21 protein-coding genes and 1 riboswitch are annotated in these 14205 nt (G+C 46.1%); of the genes, 9 read left to right on the top strand and 12 right to left on the bottom strand.

What is annotated here, in order from left to right:
• From thiD to OQ477_RS09435, 3 genes are all read left to right on the top strand, one after another.
• Positions 1-813 carry a bifunctional hydroxymethylpyrimidine kinase/phosphomethylpyrimidine kinase gene (gene thiD, locus OQ477_RS09445; RefSeq protein WP_007610664.1) on the top strand — a complete coding sequence of 271 codons (813 nt, stop codon included), beginning with the start codon at positions 1-3 and terminating at the stop codon, positions 811-813.
• A 130-nt stretch (positions 814-943) separates the two neighbouring features.
• On the top strand, positions 944-1720 hold the full coding sequence (gene fabI, locus OQ477_RS09440) for an enoyl-ACP reductase FabI (protein ID WP_003155001.1): 777 nt from the start codon (positions 944-946) through the stop codon (positions 1718-1720).
• 97 nt (positions 1721-1817) lie between these two features.
• Positions 1818-2426 carry a CotO family spore coat protein gene (locus tag OQ477_RS09435; protein ID WP_323054503.1) on the top strand — a complete coding sequence of 203 codons (609 nt, stop codon included), beginning with the start codon at positions 1818-1820 and terminating at the stop codon, positions 2424-2426.
• 58 nt (positions 2427-2484) lie between these two features.
• Here the strand turns inward: OQ477_RS09435 and cotZ are convergent, their stop codons facing one another.
• The 5 genes from cotZ to OQ477_RS09410 all read right to left on the bottom strand — a co-directional run bounded on the left by cotZ (position 2485) and on the right by OQ477_RS09410 (position 5041).
• A complete protein-coding gene (cotZ, locus tag OQ477_RS09430) occupies positions 2485-2928 on the bottom strand; it encodes a spore coat protein CotZ (protein ID WP_015417224.1) in 444 nt (147 codons plus the stop codon).
• Between the two features lie 148 nt (positions 2929-3076).
• The gene (cotY, locus tag OQ477_RS09425) at positions 3077-3559 is read right to left on the bottom strand and encodes a spore coat protein CotY (RefSeq protein ID WP_007409090.1); all 483 of its coding nucleotides are present in this window, start codon (positions 3557-3559) and stop codon (positions 3077-3079) included.
• Between the two features lie 150 nt (positions 3560-3709).
• Positions 3710-4210: a spore coat protein CotX gene (cotX, locus tag OQ477_RS09420; RefSeq protein WP_014417434.1), complete on the bottom strand. Its 501-nt coding sequence runs from the start codon at positions 4208-4210 to the stop codon at positions 3710-3712.
• Positions 4211-4302: 92 nt separating this feature from the next.
• Positions 4303-4617, bottom strand: a complete 315-nt coding sequence (locus tag OQ477_RS09415; protein ID WP_265972193.1) for a spore coat protein — start codon at positions 4615-4617, stop codon at positions 4303-4305.
• 37 nt (positions 4618-4654) lie between these two features.
• On the bottom strand, positions 4655-5041 hold the full coding sequence (locus OQ477_RS09410; RefSeq protein ID WP_022553545.1) for a spore coat protein: 387 nt from the start codon (positions 5039-5041) through the stop codon (positions 4655-4657).
• 170 nt (positions 5042-5211) lie between these two features.
• Between OQ477_RS09410 and OQ477_RS09405 the strand changes: the two genes are divergently transcribed.
• The 4 genes from OQ477_RS09405 (at position 5212) to OQ477_RS09390 (ending at position 6709) form a co-directional block, all read left to right on the top strand.
• Entirely contained in the window at positions 5212-5568 is a 357-nt protein-coding gene (locus tag OQ477_RS09405) for a DUF1360 domain-containing protein (protein WP_032875197.1), read from the top strand.
• Positions 5569-5855: 287 nt separating this feature from the next.
• A complete protein-coding gene (locus OQ477_RS09400) occupies positions 5856-6053 on the top strand; it encodes a hypothetical protein (RefSeq protein WP_012117306.1) in 198 nt (65 codons plus the stop codon).
• A 91-nt stretch (positions 6054-6144) separates the two neighbouring features.
• Positions 6145-6288: a YjcZ family sporulation protein gene (locus OQ477_RS09395; protein ID WP_044802821.1), complete on the top strand. Its 144-nt coding sequence runs from the start codon at positions 6145-6147 to the stop codon at positions 6286-6288.
• A 166-nt stretch (positions 6289-6454) separates the two neighbouring features.
• Complete coding sequence (locus OQ477_RS09390) at positions 6455-6709, top strand: stage VI sporulation protein F (RefSeq protein WP_003154986.1); 255 nt, start codon at positions 6455-6457, stop codon at positions 6707-6709.
• Between the two features lie 68 nt (positions 6710-6777).
• On the opposite strand, the gene OQ477_RS09385 is transcribed toward OQ477_RS09390, so the two are convergent.
• Positions 6778-9063, bottom strand: a complete 2286-nt coding sequence (locus OQ477_RS09385; RefSeq protein WP_265972190.1) for an ATP-dependent helicase — start codon at positions 9061-9063, stop codon at positions 6778-6780.
• A gap of 120 nt (positions 9064-9183) precedes the next feature.
• On the opposite strand from OQ477_RS09385, the gene OQ477_RS09380 reads away from it, so the two are divergent.
• Both OQ477_RS09380 and bla read left to right on the top strand, forming a co-directional pair.
• Positions 9184-9438 carry a hypothetical protein gene (locus OQ477_RS09380; RefSeq protein ID WP_032874485.1) on the top strand — a complete coding sequence of 85 codons (255 nt, stop codon included), beginning with the start codon at positions 9184-9186 and terminating at the stop codon, positions 9436-9438.
• Positions 9439-9506: 68 nt separating this feature from the next.
• Positions 9507-10256 (top strand): subclass B1 metallo-beta-lactamase, encoded by a 750-nt coding sequence (bla, locus tag OQ477_RS09375; RefSeq protein WP_265972189.1) that lies wholly within the window; start codon positions 9507-9509, stop codon positions 10254-10256.
• A gap of 41 nt (positions 10257-10297) precedes the next feature.
• On the opposite strand, the gene OQ477_RS09370 is transcribed toward bla, so the two are convergent.
• The 6 genes from OQ477_RS09370 to OQ477_RS09345 form a co-directional block, all read right to left on the bottom strand.
• A complete protein-coding gene (locus OQ477_RS09370) occupies positions 10298-11020 on the bottom strand; it encodes an ABC transporter permease (protein WP_265972187.1) in 723 nt (240 codons plus the stop codon).
• Positions 11013-11750, bottom strand: a complete 738-nt coding sequence (locus OQ477_RS09365) for an ABC transporter ATP-binding protein (RefSeq protein WP_007409079.1) — start codon at positions 11748-11750, stop codon at positions 11013-11015. The genes OQ477_RS09370 and OQ477_RS09365 overlap by 8 nt, the downstream gene beginning before the upstream one ends.
• Positions 11751-11984: an AbrB/MazE/SpoVT family DNA-binding domain-containing protein gene (locus tag OQ477_RS09360; protein ID WP_265972186.1), complete on the bottom strand. Its 234-nt coding sequence runs from the start codon at positions 11982-11984 to the stop codon at positions 11751-11753. It abuts the gene before it with no gap.
• A gap of 158 nt (positions 11985-12142) precedes the next feature.
• Positions 12143-12574, bottom strand: coding sequence for a GNAT family N-acetyltransferase (locus OQ477_RS09355; RefSeq protein ID WP_265972185.1), 432 nt, complete (start codon positions 12572-12574; stop codon positions 12143-12145).
• Positions 12575-12578: 4 nt separating this feature from the next.
• Positions 12579-13094, bottom strand: a complete 516-nt coding sequence (locus OQ477_RS09350; RefSeq protein ID WP_265972184.1) for a YjcG family protein — start codon at positions 13092-13094, stop codon at positions 12579-12581.
• Positions 13095-13119: 25 nt separating this feature from the next.
• Positions 13120-13842, bottom strand: a complete 723-nt coding sequence (locus OQ477_RS09345; RefSeq protein ID WP_007610692.1) for an esterase family protein — start codon at positions 13840-13842, stop codon at positions 13120-13122.
• Positions 13843-14016: 174 nt separating this feature from the next.
• Positions 14017-14142: riboswitch (SAM riboswitch) on the top strand.
• Positions 14143-14205: the final 63 nt, after the last annotated feature.

The raw sequence follows: 14205 nt of genomic DNA, 5'->3' as shown, positions 1-14205 counted from the left end.
ATGAGCATATGCAAAGCATTGACGATTGCCGGATCAGATTCAGGAGGCGGCGCCGGTATACAGGCGGATCTCAAAACCTTTCAGGAGCTCGGCGTTTTCGGGATGTCAGCCATTACAGCGGTAACCGCCCAGAACACTTTGGGCGTCCACGGCATTTATCCGCTCACCCGGGAAGCGCTGGGCAGCCAGATTGACGCGGTGGCGGAAGATTTGCGGCCTGACGCTGTAAAAACGGGAATGCTGTGGAGCGCGGAAATGATTGCGGAAATTGCGGAAAAAACGGATCAGTACGGGCTTGATCATGTCATCACCGACCCCGTCATGATTGCCAAAGGAGGCGCTTCCCTGCTGCGTGAGGAATCTCAGGCTGCGTTAAAAGAGCTGTTAATTCCGCGCAGCTATGCGGTGACGCCGAATGTTCCGGAAGCTGAGGTATTGACGGGAATGGAAATCCGCACGTTTGAGGACCGGAAAAAAGCGGCCGAACGCCTTTGCAAGCTTGGTGCAAAGCATGTCATCATAAAAGGCGGACATCAGCCTGAACAGGGGAGAATCGTTGATTTATTATTTGACGGTTCGTCTTTTACCCAAATCAGCCACGCTTATATTGACACGAAACACACCCACGGAACAGGCTGCACGTTCGCAGCCGCGCTGACGGCGGAAACGGCAAAGGGGAAAAACATTCAGACCGCGTTTGAGACAGCCGTCAATTTTGTGCGGGAAGCCGTGGAACATACGCTCGGCATCGGAGCGGGACACGGCCCGACCAATCATTTTGCCTTTAAAAGGAACAGTCTGCAGACGAGATAAAAAAGAGACCGCTTCAACATCCGCGGTCTTTTTCCCATGCTTTCAATCTGGACAAGGTTATGATATGATAAAAATTAAGATCAGGTACTAAAACTATGTCTTTAAGACGATTACAGGAGGCTTTATACATATGAATTTCTCACTTGAAGGCCGCAACATCGTTGTGATGGGCGTTGCCAATAAACGCAGTATCGCATGGGGAATCGCCCGTTCGCTGCATGAAGCCGGAGCGCGCCTCATTTTCACTTACGCGGGAGAGCGCTTGGAAAAATCAGTTCATGACCTTGCGGCTACATTAGAAAGAAATGATTCCATCATCCTTCCGTGTGATGTAACAAATGACGCTGAGATCGAAACTTGCTTTGCGAGCATTAAAGAGCAGGTCGGCGTGATTCACGGCATTGCGCACTGCATCGCGTTCGCAAACAAAGAAGAGCTTGTCGGCGAATATTTAAATACGAACCGCGAAGGATTCCTGCTTGCGCATAACATCAGTTCTTACTCTCTGACAGCGGTCGCAAAAGCGGCGCGTCCGATTATGACTGAAGGCGGAAGCATCGTTACACTCACTTACCTCGGCGGAGAGCGCGTCGTTTCAAACTATAACGTAATGGGCGTGGCAAAAGCGTCTCTTGATGCGAGCGTCAGATATTTAGCCGCTGACCTAGGAAAAGAAAACATCCGCGTCAACAGCATTTCAGCAGGACCGATCCGTACGCTGTCTGCAAAAGGAATCAGTGATTTCAACTCCATCCTGAAAGAAATTGAAGAGCGCGCGCCTCTGCGCCGCACGACAACACCTGAAGAAGTGGGCGACACGGCTGCATTCTTGTTCAGTGACCTGTCAAGAGGCATCACGGGCGAAAATCTTCACGTTGATTCAGGATTCCATATTACCGCACGTTAAATAACAAGCAGTCCCTTTCAGGGATTGCTTTTTTCTTTCTTCTGATTTTAATCATTCCGTCATATAAATAAAACATGACAGAATCGGAGGGATGAAGATGTCAAAACAAAACAGAAACGCGGAAAAAAAACCGCTCATGTATATTGTTCAGGCGGATTATTCAGACACGCAATCATCAATGCAGGACATATTAATCAAAAAAAGGAAAGCGTCTCAGCCGCCGGAAGAAGAGCCGATGCATGGAAAGCGGGAGGAAGAATGTCAAACTCAGCCTGAAGGAGCAGTGGCTGTCGAACCAGAAAAGCAAGTACCTGAACAGCACAGCCGCGCAGAAGAAGCCGTTCAAGAAGTTCCGGCGCAAGCGGAGCAGGACACTGCCAAGCCCGACGCCGCTAAAAAAGAGCCTGATGCCGCTAAAAAAGAGCCTGAAGCGGTTCACAATGCCGCCCCAGAGGAAAAGGTTCCGCCAAAGCGCGTGAAAAAGCCGATGAGCAGAATGTCCATTCTTGAAAAAATTGATTTCTTAACGAAGCTGCCGCATAATATGCCGCGGACCCTTTGTCTGATAGAAGCCAACGGGAAAACCTACAGAGGCGTAATCGTCGGCAGAAAAAATAATGCGATCTTCCTGCGGACGACAAGCAACGGAGCGCCGGCAGAACTCGCAATAGACGATATTACCTCGCTGCATCCGCTTGGATTTTAACCATACAAAAAGCTGCCTGAATTCTTTCATCCGGCAGCTTATTTTTATGCTTTTTGATTTAAGAATGTGTGCGGTTGATCAGTCTCGGGTTCAGGCAATTGATGGCGCAGAAGCTATGGAGATCGACTTCAACGCAATAGTTCGTTTTTTCTAAACGGAATACATCGCAGAGAGAGTCTTTATCTGTAAAATCAAGAATGTGCTTATGCTCGTCAAAAGCAATAAGCAGGCTTAATGTGGCACAGCCGTCACAGACCCTTTCAACTCTGAAAAAAACGGTATTAAAGCACGGACCGTTATCCAGTTCGCCGACGTTTCCGAATGCGGTGAACGGTTTCGATTTTGAGGTGAAGATGGCGAACGGCACTGTATCGCCTAATGTATAAGCCGGAGATAAAAGTTTAGAATAACAGCCTGTCGGGCAATCTTCTTCAACCGCATTTTGCAGGTCTTCAATATTTTCTACCGCTTCACGCACACAGTATGTTGTATGCTTGCTCATAATATCCCTCCTGACTTCACGTTTTAAATGGTACCGGTTTAAACGATAGCGGAGAGTCAGCCGCCCGGAAGTCCGGGCGGGCTGATGATTGCATCTGTAATAGAAGGTTGGAAGGGGATTCTTCTTTAGGAAAGATGCGAATCAATGACTATCCGTGATGCTTTTTCTCTTTGTGCGGCGCAGGCCGGTTAACAAGCTCGGGTGAAAGGCACTGAATGGCGCTGAAGCAGCTCAGATCAACTTCAATGCAAAATTCTGTTTTTTCTAAACCGAAGAAATCAGGATCACAAGGATGGCAGACGCTGAGGGTGTCGCCGTGCACATCTACGGGGCGCAATACTGAAAGCGTTGCGCAGCAATCGCATAGTCTTTCTACACGAAAGAAAATGGACTCAAAGCACTGGCTGTCATCCGCAAATCCTCCGACGTTCCCGAATGTGGAGAACAATCCGCCTTTTTTATCAAATACGAGAAACGGAATGGTGTCTTTACCTGCAATCGTCGGGCTCAAAAGATTCGTATAGCATCCAGTCGGGCATTGTTCTTCAACAGCCTCTTGTTCTGCTAAAATCTTCTCGACTGCATCGCATACACAACTTTCATCTCGGCCATGGTGTTTTCCGCAGCTCATGGATTTCAGCTCCTTCTTTTAGGGTATTTGACTTTTGTCTTTAACAACATATGTACGCGAGCCTCACTTGGTGTGGGTGAACGTCTATATATTCATCATATGCGGAGAAAATAAGAAAAAGCAGAGCATTTTTAGCTCTGCTTTTTCTTTTTAGAGGATCAGGGTGATGACTAAGATGGCAACCAGTGTATTTGTCGCTGTTGAGATCAACACTGCGATATCGGCATCTACTGTTGTCACGTTTACGCCGCGGGAGTTTTCGATGAGCAGTTTTTGACGGTTGATTTGTTTGTTAGCTGTTAGCTGCAATAAGTCTTGTGCGACCAATTCAGCGATGACTCCGTCAGCGATTGAAGTGAGAGTGGCTGTTACGACTGCTGCATTAAGAGCTGTCATGACTGAAGCGACTGCCTGAACGTCTGTTGACGTTACGTTAATATCACAAGAGTCTCTGATAATAATCGCTTCTTCAGAAACTTGTTTGTTGAGATTCGCTTGAGCCAGGTCCTGGTCGATGAAGGCATTATCTTCGCCGAATCCGTTTCCGTTACAGCAAACACTGCATCTTCTGCCTTCTTTTTCTTCTTTTTCTTCTCGCGGATGTTCGCATTCAGGATCAAGTGCAACCCAAGAGTATGGTCTGCTTTCCATATCTATTCCTCCTTTTCTTTTACTAATATTAAATGAGCCGGCCCCTTACTTTGACTCAGGCATCTATCCTGATAAAAATCACTATTTTTTAGTTATTGACCGGGATTTTGGCGTCTTTGCCGGAGCTGTTCGATTAATTGTTCTCTGCGGGTTTTTGGATTTGTCTGCTGTTCTTGCGCTTTTTCCTGCTCTTTTTTCTGTTTCTGGCTTTCAAGAAAAGCTTCTGATTTCGCCTGCATGTCTTTGACTAATGCGATCAGCATTTCTTTTTCTTCATCAGGGATATCCCGCATTTTATCCTTTGTCACGCCGTGTTTTTTGAAGACATTGCTGACAAGCACTTTTAAAAGCGGATCCACTTCTGGTAGACTTTCGAGTTCTTTTTTTAATTTTTCGTTATCTGCCATTTGTTCTCACCTCTATTTAAATATTTGAAAAGAAAGGTTAAAGGATGTCTAGTTCAGCAAAAAGTATATTTAATAATTGAAACAAAGTTTGTACAAAGGCCATGATATCGTCTGCTGTCAGTGTGATTTTGACATTGCGGCTGTTAATGACTTGAATGAGGGTTCGCTTTTTGATTTGGCAATCATCGAGGATCAGCAGTTCGGTTGCCATTTGGTCGGCTGTGTCTTCATCTGCGATCGCGAGCTGTGTCGCAAGGATAATCGCCGCAGTAACTGAAGCTTGTATTGAAAGAGCGGCCGTTATAAGTGTTGTATCTATTGTGACATTTTCGCAATCAATCACTTCGATCTTCTGCTCGAATTCGTTGGATAATTGTTCGAATATTTGCGGTTGCAGTGTTTCGACTTTTTCTTCAAACGACATAACCTTCACTCCTTTCTCATTCATACTTTATATAATGCAAATGAAACGCCGAGCGGAATAAGAAAAACAACTAAATCGCACCTATTTTTTTACCGGACAAGGTGCGATTCATGAAGATCAGGGTTTTCGCATATGTATAAAGAGGTCAAGTTTTGAAAAGGAGTGAACAGGTGGTTATCAATTGGCTTTCATTTATTCTGTTATCGTTTGCCGTTTTCCGGCTGGCCAGGCTTTTCGTATTTGACACCATTATGGCGCCGCTTCGGAGCCTTTTTCACGAGGAAAAAACAGAAACCGCACCAGACGGCACGACAGAAACCTACATTGTCATAAAAGGAAAAGGCATCAGGGCATTTATCGGTGAACTTCTCAGCTGCTACTGGTGTACGGGCGTGTGGTGTGCCGCCTTTTTAATTGCGGCGCAGATTTTGGTACCCGAGGCTGCGCAATGGCTGATTTTGCTGTTAGCCATCGCCGGCGCGGCCGGGATCATTGAAGCTGCGGTTTCTCGTCTTCTGCAGGAATAAGGCGGTTCCACCAGCAACTTACCGTCACTTTCGGCATAAACTGGCATATATGACATAAGGAAAGGAAGGATCACCATGAATCAATCAAGCAAACCTTCCCAACATTCTCCATACAAATCAACTGTGCATCAGCCTTACGAAAAAAAAATTAAGAAAAAAGGCTGCGGCTGCGGCCAAAAGAAAAAACCGAAATAGCCGTTTTCTAAAAAACCGGAACTTCCGGTTTTTTTTGTTTTTTGCCGAACGCCGGCCTCTGTTCGGCATAGATCATAGGAGGAGGGGATGTTATGAATATATTTGAATCATTCATAAACGGTAAATACCGCCGGCACAATCAAAACCAGCGGGAGCATGACAAATATATCTTATCTATTGAAAAACAGCTGTCTGAGTTTGATGAGGCGGGATCGCGCTTTGAGGAATGGATAGATGTGTTTGCCGCCGAAACAGAAGCAAAACTGAAAAAAAATGAGCATTCTCACTAAAATGAATGAAATCCGCACCGGCCCTATGCATTTATCCAAGCCAAACAAGTCGGCTCACATAGAGTATAGAGAGTAAAGGAGGTGCTTAGATATGGGATTCGGATATGGCGGATTCGGCGGCGGCTACGGCGGATACGGAGGCGGCTATGTCGGAGGCGGATACGGCTCAACATTTGTTCTTGTTGTCGTATTGTTCATCCTTCTGATCATTGTCGGTGCATCCTTTTTTGGCTAAACCTTAGCAAGACCTTGGATAAGCGCGGGACCGTTCAGTCCCGTGCTTCCCTGATGTATGAAGGAGTATAGAGACGGGGCACTCGGAATTTTTTCCTTGTCTTACGGGCACATGTTCCGCTCTTTATTCATACAATATCGTATTACTCCACAAAAGGAGGCACACCATGGATAATCAATTTTTCAAAAATATTGAGAAGAAAACAGGCGTCAGCATGAAGGATGTCATGAACCTTGCAGGATCATTGCAAAATGCCAATTTCAAAGATGAAAACACGGTGAGAGGCGTCATTCAGAAGGTGTCCCAGCTGGCTAACAAGCGTGTTCCGAAAGAATTGGAAGACAAAATCGTTCAATCTATTACAAGCGGTAAAGAGAAACTTGATTTTGGCACCATTTCTAAAATGCTGAACAATAAATAGGCGTCAGCCGGCCTTGCTAAAAAGGCCTTTTTATGTGAGAAGAACCCGGCAGTGATCTGCCGGGTTCTTTATATCCTGAGTGCGCTCCGTCTGTCCGTCCGAAGAAGGGGCTCGAGAAATCTTGAGCTGCGCGCTGTTTTTCCCCGCCTGTACGCGGGACAAGATACATATAAATGCTGCATGGCCCTTGTCATTGCGACATACAGAAGCCGTCTTTCTTCTTCGAGCGGAGCGGGATCGCCCTGTCTCGCCGTCTCAAGCGCGAAGTCATGGGGGATCGAGCCGTCAGCCGCGCCTAAAATATAGACAGTATTGAATTCAAGACCTTTAGAGCGATGAATGGTCAGCAGTTCGACGCCGTTTTCATCGGTTTTCAGATTCTCAGCGGCGCGCATATGATCGACATGCGCAAGAAAATCGGGAATGGTTTTGAATTTTTTGGCGGCCACTTTGACATCCCTGAGATCATCAGAGCCTTTTTCCAGTTTGTTTCCCTCATTGCCCCGTTTTTTTAAATAATCGGAAAAACCCATTTTGCTTTCTGCAAAGGTGATGGCTTCAACCGGCTTCATTGTCCGGATGCTTGCGAAAAACGGAACGATCTGCTTGATCTTTCCTATTTGAAAAGGCTTCAGGTCAGGCAGTTTCGTCAGGGCCTTAATCATCGTGCAATCTTCCGTGATTGACAGCGCCTTTAACGTTTGCAGGGCGGATTGCTTTAAAAATAAGGCGGGCAGCAGGTCTTTCACCGCATCCGGATCATCTTCATTCTGACTCGCATATAAGTAGGCGAGGATCTGGCGTACGATTCTGCGGCTGTAGAACGTCTGCACGCCCCGGTCGGCATGATAAGGAATCGATGATTGATGCAGTCTTTCATAAATGGCCCGTCCGGCGCTGTTTGTCCGGTAAAGCACGGCAAAATCGTCAGGACTCGCCCCGTTTTGAATTTTCTCTTTCATATCCGAAACGATCATGGTCGCTTCTTCTTCTTCATCGTAAGGATAAAACACCACGGGATTGTGAACGCCGTCTTTGACGGCAAATAGTGTTTTTTCATACCGTTTTTTATTTTTCTTTACGACAGCATGAGCGCTTGAGACGATCGGATGCGGCGATCGGTAATTTGCCGTTAAGTAAATGGTCTTTGCTGCCGAATAATCCTTTTGAAAATCAAGAATGAAAGACGGGCTGCTGCCGCGGAACGCATAAATGGATTGGTCGTCATCACCCACGCAGCACAGGTTATTCTCAGGGCTTGCGATCATTTGCATAATGTTGTACTGAACAGGGTTGATATCTTGAAACTCATCAATCAAAATATGAGAAAATCTGTTTTGGTACTGCGCGAGAATATCAGGCCGGCTTTGAAACAGTTCATAACAGCCTTGGGCCATGTCATCAAAATCAAATTGGTGTTTTTCCCGCTTCTGCCGTTCGTAATGTTCGTAGAGCCTGTACACTTTTTTCTCCCAGTCGTCCGCAAGCGGAATTGTCTCATGGGGGAGATACGTGTTTTTCCAGCAGCCGATAAGCTGAAGCGCCTGGTCGACGGGAAACTCTTTTTCATCCAAATTTTCTTCATAGAGCGCCTTTTTCACATATTGCTCTTTTTGCCACTCCATTTTTAAAAGCTGGCTGCCGTTCCATTTTGAAGAATCATAATGATAGAGTATTTTATAGAAAAAACTGTGGAATGTTCCGGTCACGAGACGGGAGACTTTTCCGGCTGCCAGACCGTACTCATTCGCCATCCGCTCTTTCATTTCGGCGACGGCTTTTGTCGTAAAGGTCACAAGCAGCATATTCTCGGGTGAAATGCCGAGGTGTTCAATCATATGGGCGGCGCGTGCTGTCAGCACCCTTGTTTTTCCGCTTCCCGCTCCGGCAAGCACTAATAAAGGCCCGTCCGTTTCAGTAACTGCCTTCATCTGTTCACGGTTCAGGCCGATGCCGGGGAACAAAGATGTATCAGCCGCCTCGGATGTTGGTGAAAACGGTTCGGCCGCAGGCACTTTTTTCGGGCTTTTCCATTCTGAGACGATCGGTTTCGGATTCTCTGAAATCGCTTTTCCTTTCGGCAGGCGGAACATGCCGGCTTCCTTATACTCTTCTTTTTCTTTCTCCGCTTGCGGTTCCTCGGCCGCGCATGCTTTTTCACAGGCGGTGAAGTCTCCCTTTTGCCGGTGATAAAATGCCGGCTGCTCTAAAATTGAAAGCCGCATCAAGACGGGCTGGTCACAATGTGCGCAAAAAATATTTCCTTTTTGAGCTTCTTCAAAAAGGAATTGGTAATGTTCTCTGGAATATGTATGTAAATGTATCGTTCGGTTATTCAGTCGGGCGCATTTCAAAAAGGGGTCCTCCCATTAAAAGGTGTTCATCCATTTGATAGACAAAGAATATCATAACAAAAGAACCGCGTTTCAAAAAGTAAGATTAAGGGAAATGAAAAGCGAAGGGGAGGGGTACATATGATTTATGCAGGACGGATTCAAAACCAGCAGTATTCTCAATACGCAAACCGGGCAGCGGGTTATAAGCCTGATTACGCCGGCATTACGAAAGCGGCCGCCCTCGCCAATGACAGGTTGTACAGAGAGGTGGAGCGCCGCCAGGAAAACACCGCAGCCGCAGAAAAGAAAGTACATGAGGAAAAACGTAAGCGCTCTCTTTCCCGTCTGCCGCAAATCATGGGAAAAGGCCGGCTGATAAATCAATACGTGTGAAAAAGCCCGGATATACCCGGGTTTTTTTTGGTCGTATATATGAAAGTTGCGGAAAGGAATGATTCAATTTGAGAAGGCTTTCATTATTGATTGCGGGGTTATTTCTATTCGGCCTCTTTACTGCCGGAATGAAACCGGCACACGCGGCGGAGGGCTCCGCAGCAAAAGATGTCACTCTCACACAGCTGGCGCCGCATGTCTGGATGCATACAAGCACCGGTACGGCAGACGGAAGTCCCGTCCCTGCGAACGGATTGCTTCTTGAGACTTCCAAAGGAATCGTACTGATTGATACTCCGTGGAATGACAGTCTCACAGAGCAATTAATGACACAAATAAAACAGCGGTTTCCCGGCAAAAGGATGACCGATGCCATTGTGACACACGCCCATGACGATCGTATCGGCGGTCTGAACACCCTGTACAAATACGGTGTAAAGGTGCACAGCACGAAGCTGACCGCCGACTTCGCCCGACAGCAGGGATATGACCGGCCGCTCGGAGATTTGAAAAACGTGACAAAGCTGCAGTTTGGCGATATGAAAATTGAAACGTATTATCCGGGAAAAGGGCATACGGAAGACAATATGACCGTCTGGCTGCCTGAGGATAAGCTCTTATTCGGCGGATGTTTAATCAAGGCTTTAGAAACAAAGGAAATCGTGCCTACTCCAGGCTTTTATCCGGATCAGTGGCCGCGCACCGTCAGCAAAGTCATGAAAAGATATCAGGACATCAGCATTGTCGTTCCGGGCCATGGCAGTCCGGGGGATGACCGTCTGCTGCCGCATACGATAAACCTTCTGAAAGAAACGTAATAAAGAAGACCGGCGCTCCCATTACGGAGTGCCGGCTTTTTTTATCTCTTCCTGATTTTCATAAAACTGAGGAAAGCAAGTGCAAGTGCCAAAACGGTATATCCCGCTATCGGCCAAATATGCTGATGAAAGGAAGAATAATCTCCGAATATGACTTCCTGGGCCAGCTCGATCGAGTGAACAAACGGTAAGGCATAAGCGATATGTTTGAATGTGTCACCGAGCAGGCTCACCTCCATCCAAGCCCCGCCCAGAAATTGCACGAGTGTAATATAAATCGTTCCGATACCTGAAATTTGTTTGTCCGTAAACACAGCCCCTAAACATAAACCGAAGAAAACGGACATCATCGCAATCGGCAGCAAGACAGCGATACCTGCGAGAAGATTCATCCACTCGGCGGATAAACCGGCAGCCGCTGCTGCGATAAAACAAATGACGATTTGTAAAATGGCTAACGGCAGCATCGGCAGTGCATAACCGATGACATAATCGGCTGTTTTTAAAGGGGAAGCAAACAAACGGGTCAAAAGGGCGGTCTGTTTGTCTTTTGCGATCAGCAATGCAGAGAACATCGTAAGGAAAGCGAAACCGAAAACAATGAGTCCGGGTGCTAAGTGCTGAATTTTAAAGGTATCAAGCGGCGCATTTTTTTCAATGGCCGTAAACAGAAACAATAGAATAACAGGCAGTGCGATTCCAAGGATAATAGACAGGGGGTCACGAAAAATTTCTTTGCGGTTGCGAATGGCGAAATCAAGCATAAAGACCCGCCTCCCCGTCACAAATCGCTAAAAAGGCATCTTCAAATGTGGCTGAATGAGTTTGCTTTTTCAGAGCCTCCGCCGTGCCCAGTGCTTTTAAAGTCCCATTTTCTAAAATGCAAATACGATCTGCCAGGGCTTCAGCCTCTTCTAAATAGTGTGTCGTTAAAATAATCGTCATGTCTCCCTTTAATGCCTCAAGATTTTTCCACAACTCGCGGCGTGAACGGACGTCCAGCCCTAATGTCGGCTCATCTAAGAAATAAATATCCGGTTTTGTAATCATTCCCATTGCGATGCTGAGGCGGCGCTGCATTCCTCCTGATAATGTTTTTGTTTTTGCTCTTTCTTTCTCTTTTAATTGAAACAATTCGAGCATCTCATCTGTTCTTTTTTTTGCTTCTTTTTTCGGAATTCCGTAGACTCCGGCTATAAATTCTAAGTTTTCCCGTACGGTTAGATGAGGCGCGATAGCTGTTTCCTGCGGGGACATATTCAATTTCGGTTTTATTTTATCCAAATCAGTCAAAATACTGTGTCCAAGCACTGATGCATCACCGTCATCCGGAGAAAGGAGTCCGCAAAGCATACTGATTAATGTCGTTTTTCCGGCTCCGTTCTCACCGAGTAAAGCGAAAAATTCTCCTTTCTCAACTGAGAACTCAAGACGGTCAACGGCGGCGGTTTCTTTATAATGTTTCGTTAATTGCTTCAGCTCAATCGCGTGCATTTACTCATCCTCGCCATCTTCATCGATTTGCTTAGCGTTTAAAATATCTTTTGCAAATTCGAAAAAGAGTTCTTGTTTAACAAGTGCGATACCTTGCTGGTCATCCCCAAGCATAAGCAGTGAATCCCCCGGATTTATATCGAAAACATCTCTTGCTTCTTTAGGAATGACAATCTGTCCTTTTGTACCCACTTTAACAGTCCCGAATATATGCTTTCCTTTAGGTGCTGTCATGTGTATCCCTCCGTTGTGTGAATTGTATTTTTTGTATGAATTGTAATACTTCGTATACTAAACATACATTAACCTTCCATAAAATTCAATAAAATTCATGAAATAGTATTATTTTCATAAAAAAAGCACTCCTGCTATAAACAGGAGCGCTTTTGATTTTATCGTTTGTGTTTCTTTATCATTTCCAGATGGGGGATGCCCGCATCGAGAAATTCTTCGCCGGATGTGACGCGGTATCCTTGTTTTTCGTAAAACGGAACCGCCTGCGTCTGCGCATGTAAGATAAAGCTGTCGGCACCCTTGGCTGCCGCCGCTTTTTCAAGCGCCTGCATAATGATGGCTCCGACGCCTGAAGAACGATGGCTTTTCATCACGCAGATGCGCTCTAATTTTCCATGCCCGTCTTTCAAGCGCCATCTGCCGGCTCCGACCGGCTGGCCGCCGTCATATATGACTATATGCTCTGACGTGTCTTCGAATTGATCAATCTCTTCTTCTTCCGGAACGTGCTGTTCTTTAACAAAGACCTCTTTTCTGACGAAAAAAGCGTCGTTCAGCTGTTTTTCAGTTTTTGCGATGATGGATTCCAAGCAGTTATTCTCCTCCGCCTAATAAAAATGTTTCATACACAGTCCATGAGCCGTTATCCAGCTGATAGAGCAAGTGAAAACGGTCGATGACTTCTTCGTGGGAAATGTTCAGCATTTTCAGCTGTCCGAGTACGTCGGAATGTTCATCTGACGACAGCTTCTGGCCGACCGTGACATGCGGAACGAAGCTGTATTCCGGCTCGCCGGATAATGCTCCTGAGTAGCATTTCTCACTCAGAGATTTTAATTCCTCCGACGCCTCTGCTTTCATATATATCACATTATTCACAGGAGAAAACGAGCTGTATTTTGTGATTTTCAGAACGAGCGGATGCGACTCTTTCGCCGTCTGTCTCAGCTGTGATACGACCTGCTCGATTTCCTGTTCTGTCGCTTCAAACGGATCTCTTAGCGTCAGGTGCGGAGGAATGAGCGCGTAGCTCGGGTCGTAGCGTTTCCGGTACGAATTTGCGAGATCCTGTAATTTTTTTGATGGAAATAAAACAATACCGTATTTCATGAAAGTTCCCTCCTTAAATGAATGGTTACAGCATTTTTTTCAGCGCCGGCGTGATGAGCGGCTGCCAGTAGGTCCATTTATGATCCCCGTCGAAGGTTTCATACGTGTATTCAGACTGTTTGCTTTCCAGCAGCTGTTTGAGCTCTTCGTTCGGCGCGGTGAAATCAAGAACCTGGCCGTCCGTCGTGTGAACGCCGGTTTCTTTTTCTCCGATTTGATGATAAACGGAAATCTGTTTGAGATCCTCCGACTGCCGGACGGCATCCAGCACGTGTCCGTCAACATACGGAGACTGCATGATGACGTTTCCAAACATGTTCGGATAGTCAATCGCCGTCATGAGCGAAACGGTTCCGCCGAGGGAATCCCCGATCATGGTGCGGCCGTATCCGACTTGATAAGTCGGGTATTCTTTGTCGATAAAAGGAACGAGCTCATTTGCGATAAATCGCTTATATGAGGCGAATTTAGAGCCTTCTGGATGGTATGTGTTTCTTCGCTCCTGCACATTTTTATAAGGGACGCCGATAATGATGCAGCGGTCAATTTCCCCTTTTGACATAAGCTCTTCCGCCTGCCGCCCGATTCTCCCTAATCTGAAATAATCATGGCCGTCCTGAGCGATGACCGTATGATATTTATACAGGGGGGAGAAGGTGGCGGGCAGGTAGACCAAAACGGTCATTTCCTCTTCAAGCTCATGGGAGAAAAGTTTTTTCTCGTGAATGATTCCGTTTTTTGATGCCACATCGCATTCCTCCAGGCCGCTTCTTGTCTTGATGGTTTTTTCCTATTGTACCATGAATTATTAGAAATTTCTTTCTTCAGATGCACTTCTTGCGAGAGTTCAGATAAATAAAAAGTTATTGAAATTCATTTTATAGTGCGTTAATATAGAACAATCAGAAAATACAAAACAATATTCTTATCACGAGAGGTGGAGGGACTGGCCCTTTGAAACCTCAGCAACCGGTTTGCTTTGCCGCGGGAAGGCAAAGTGCCAAGGTGCTAAATCCAGCAAGCGATTCACATGCTTGGAAGATAAGAGGAAGAGAAAAGCTCCTTCTTCTTATGAAGAGGGGGCTTTTTTATTTTTGAAAAAGGATGGTGC

The organism is Bacillus sp. ChL18 (assembly GCF_026241425.1).
In the GTDB taxonomy this organism is placed as follows: Bacteria; Bacillota; Bacilli; order Bacillales; family Bacillaceae; genus Bacillus; species Bacillus velezensis.
This window is presented reverse-complemented; position numbering and strand designations above follow the sequence as displayed.

Bases quoted from the DNA above. Each gene is read 5' to 3' on its own strand.
- OQ477_RS09365 (WP_007409079.1), bottom strand. From the start codon at position 11,750: ATGCACGCGATTGAGCTGAAGCAATTAACGAAACATTATAAAGAAACC.
- OQ477_RS09395 (WP_044802821.1), top strand. From the start codon at position 6,145: ATGGGATTCGGATATGGCGGATTCGGCGGCGGCTACGGCGGATACGGA.
- OQ477_RS09360 (WP_265972186.1), bottom strand. From the start codon at position 11,984: ATGACAGCACCTAAAGGAAAGCATATATTCGGGACTGTTAAAGTGGGT.
- OQ477_RS09370 (WP_265972187.1), bottom strand. From the start codon at position 11,020: ATGCTTGATTTCGCCATTCGCAACCGCAAAGAAATTTTTCGTGACCCC.
- cotZ (WP_015417224.1), bottom strand. From the start codon at position 2,928: ATGAGCAAGCATACAACATACTGTGTGCGTGAAGCGGTAGAAAATATT.
- fabI (WP_003155001.1), top strand. From the start codon at position 944: ATGAATTTCTCACTTGAAGGCCGCAACATCGTTGTGATGGGCGTTGCC.
- OQ477_RS09400 (WP_012117306.1), top strand. From the start codon at position 5,856: ATGAATATATTTGAATCATTCATAAACGGTAAATACCGCCGGCACAAT.
- OQ477_RS09350 (WP_265972184.1), bottom strand. From the start codon at position 13,094: ATGAAATACGGTATTGTTTTATTTCCATCAAAAAAATTACAGGATCTC.
- OQ477_RS09380 (WP_032874485.1), top strand. From the start codon at position 9,184: ATGATTTATGCAGGACGGATTCAAAACCAGCAGTATTCTCAATACGCA.
- OQ477_RS09390 (WP_003154986.1), top strand. From the start codon at position 6,455: ATGGATAATCAATTTTTCAAAAATATTGAGAAGAAAACAGGCGTCAGC.
- OQ477_RS09415 (WP_265972193.1), bottom strand. From the start codon at position 4,617: ATGGCAGATAACGAAAAATTAAAAAAAGAACTCGAAAGTCTACCAGAA.
- OQ477_RS09410 (WP_022553545.1), bottom strand. From the start codon at position 5,041: ATGTCGTTTGAAGAAAAAGTCGAAACACTGCAACCGCAAATATTCGAA.
- cotX (WP_014417434.1), bottom strand. From the start codon at position 4,210: ATGGAAAGCAGACCATACTCTTGGGTTGCACTTGATCCTGAATGCGAA.
- OQ477_RS09435 (WP_323054503.1), top strand. From the start codon at position 1,818: ATGTCAAAACAAAACAGAAACGCGGAAAAAAAACCGCTCATGTATATT.
- cotY (WP_007409090.1), bottom strand. From the start codon at position 3,559: ATGAGCTGCGGAAAACACCATGGCCGAGATGAAAGTTGTGTATGCGAT.
- thiD (WP_007610664.1), top strand. From the start codon at position 1: ATGAGCATATGCAAAGCATTGACGATTGCCGGATCAGATTCAGGAGGC.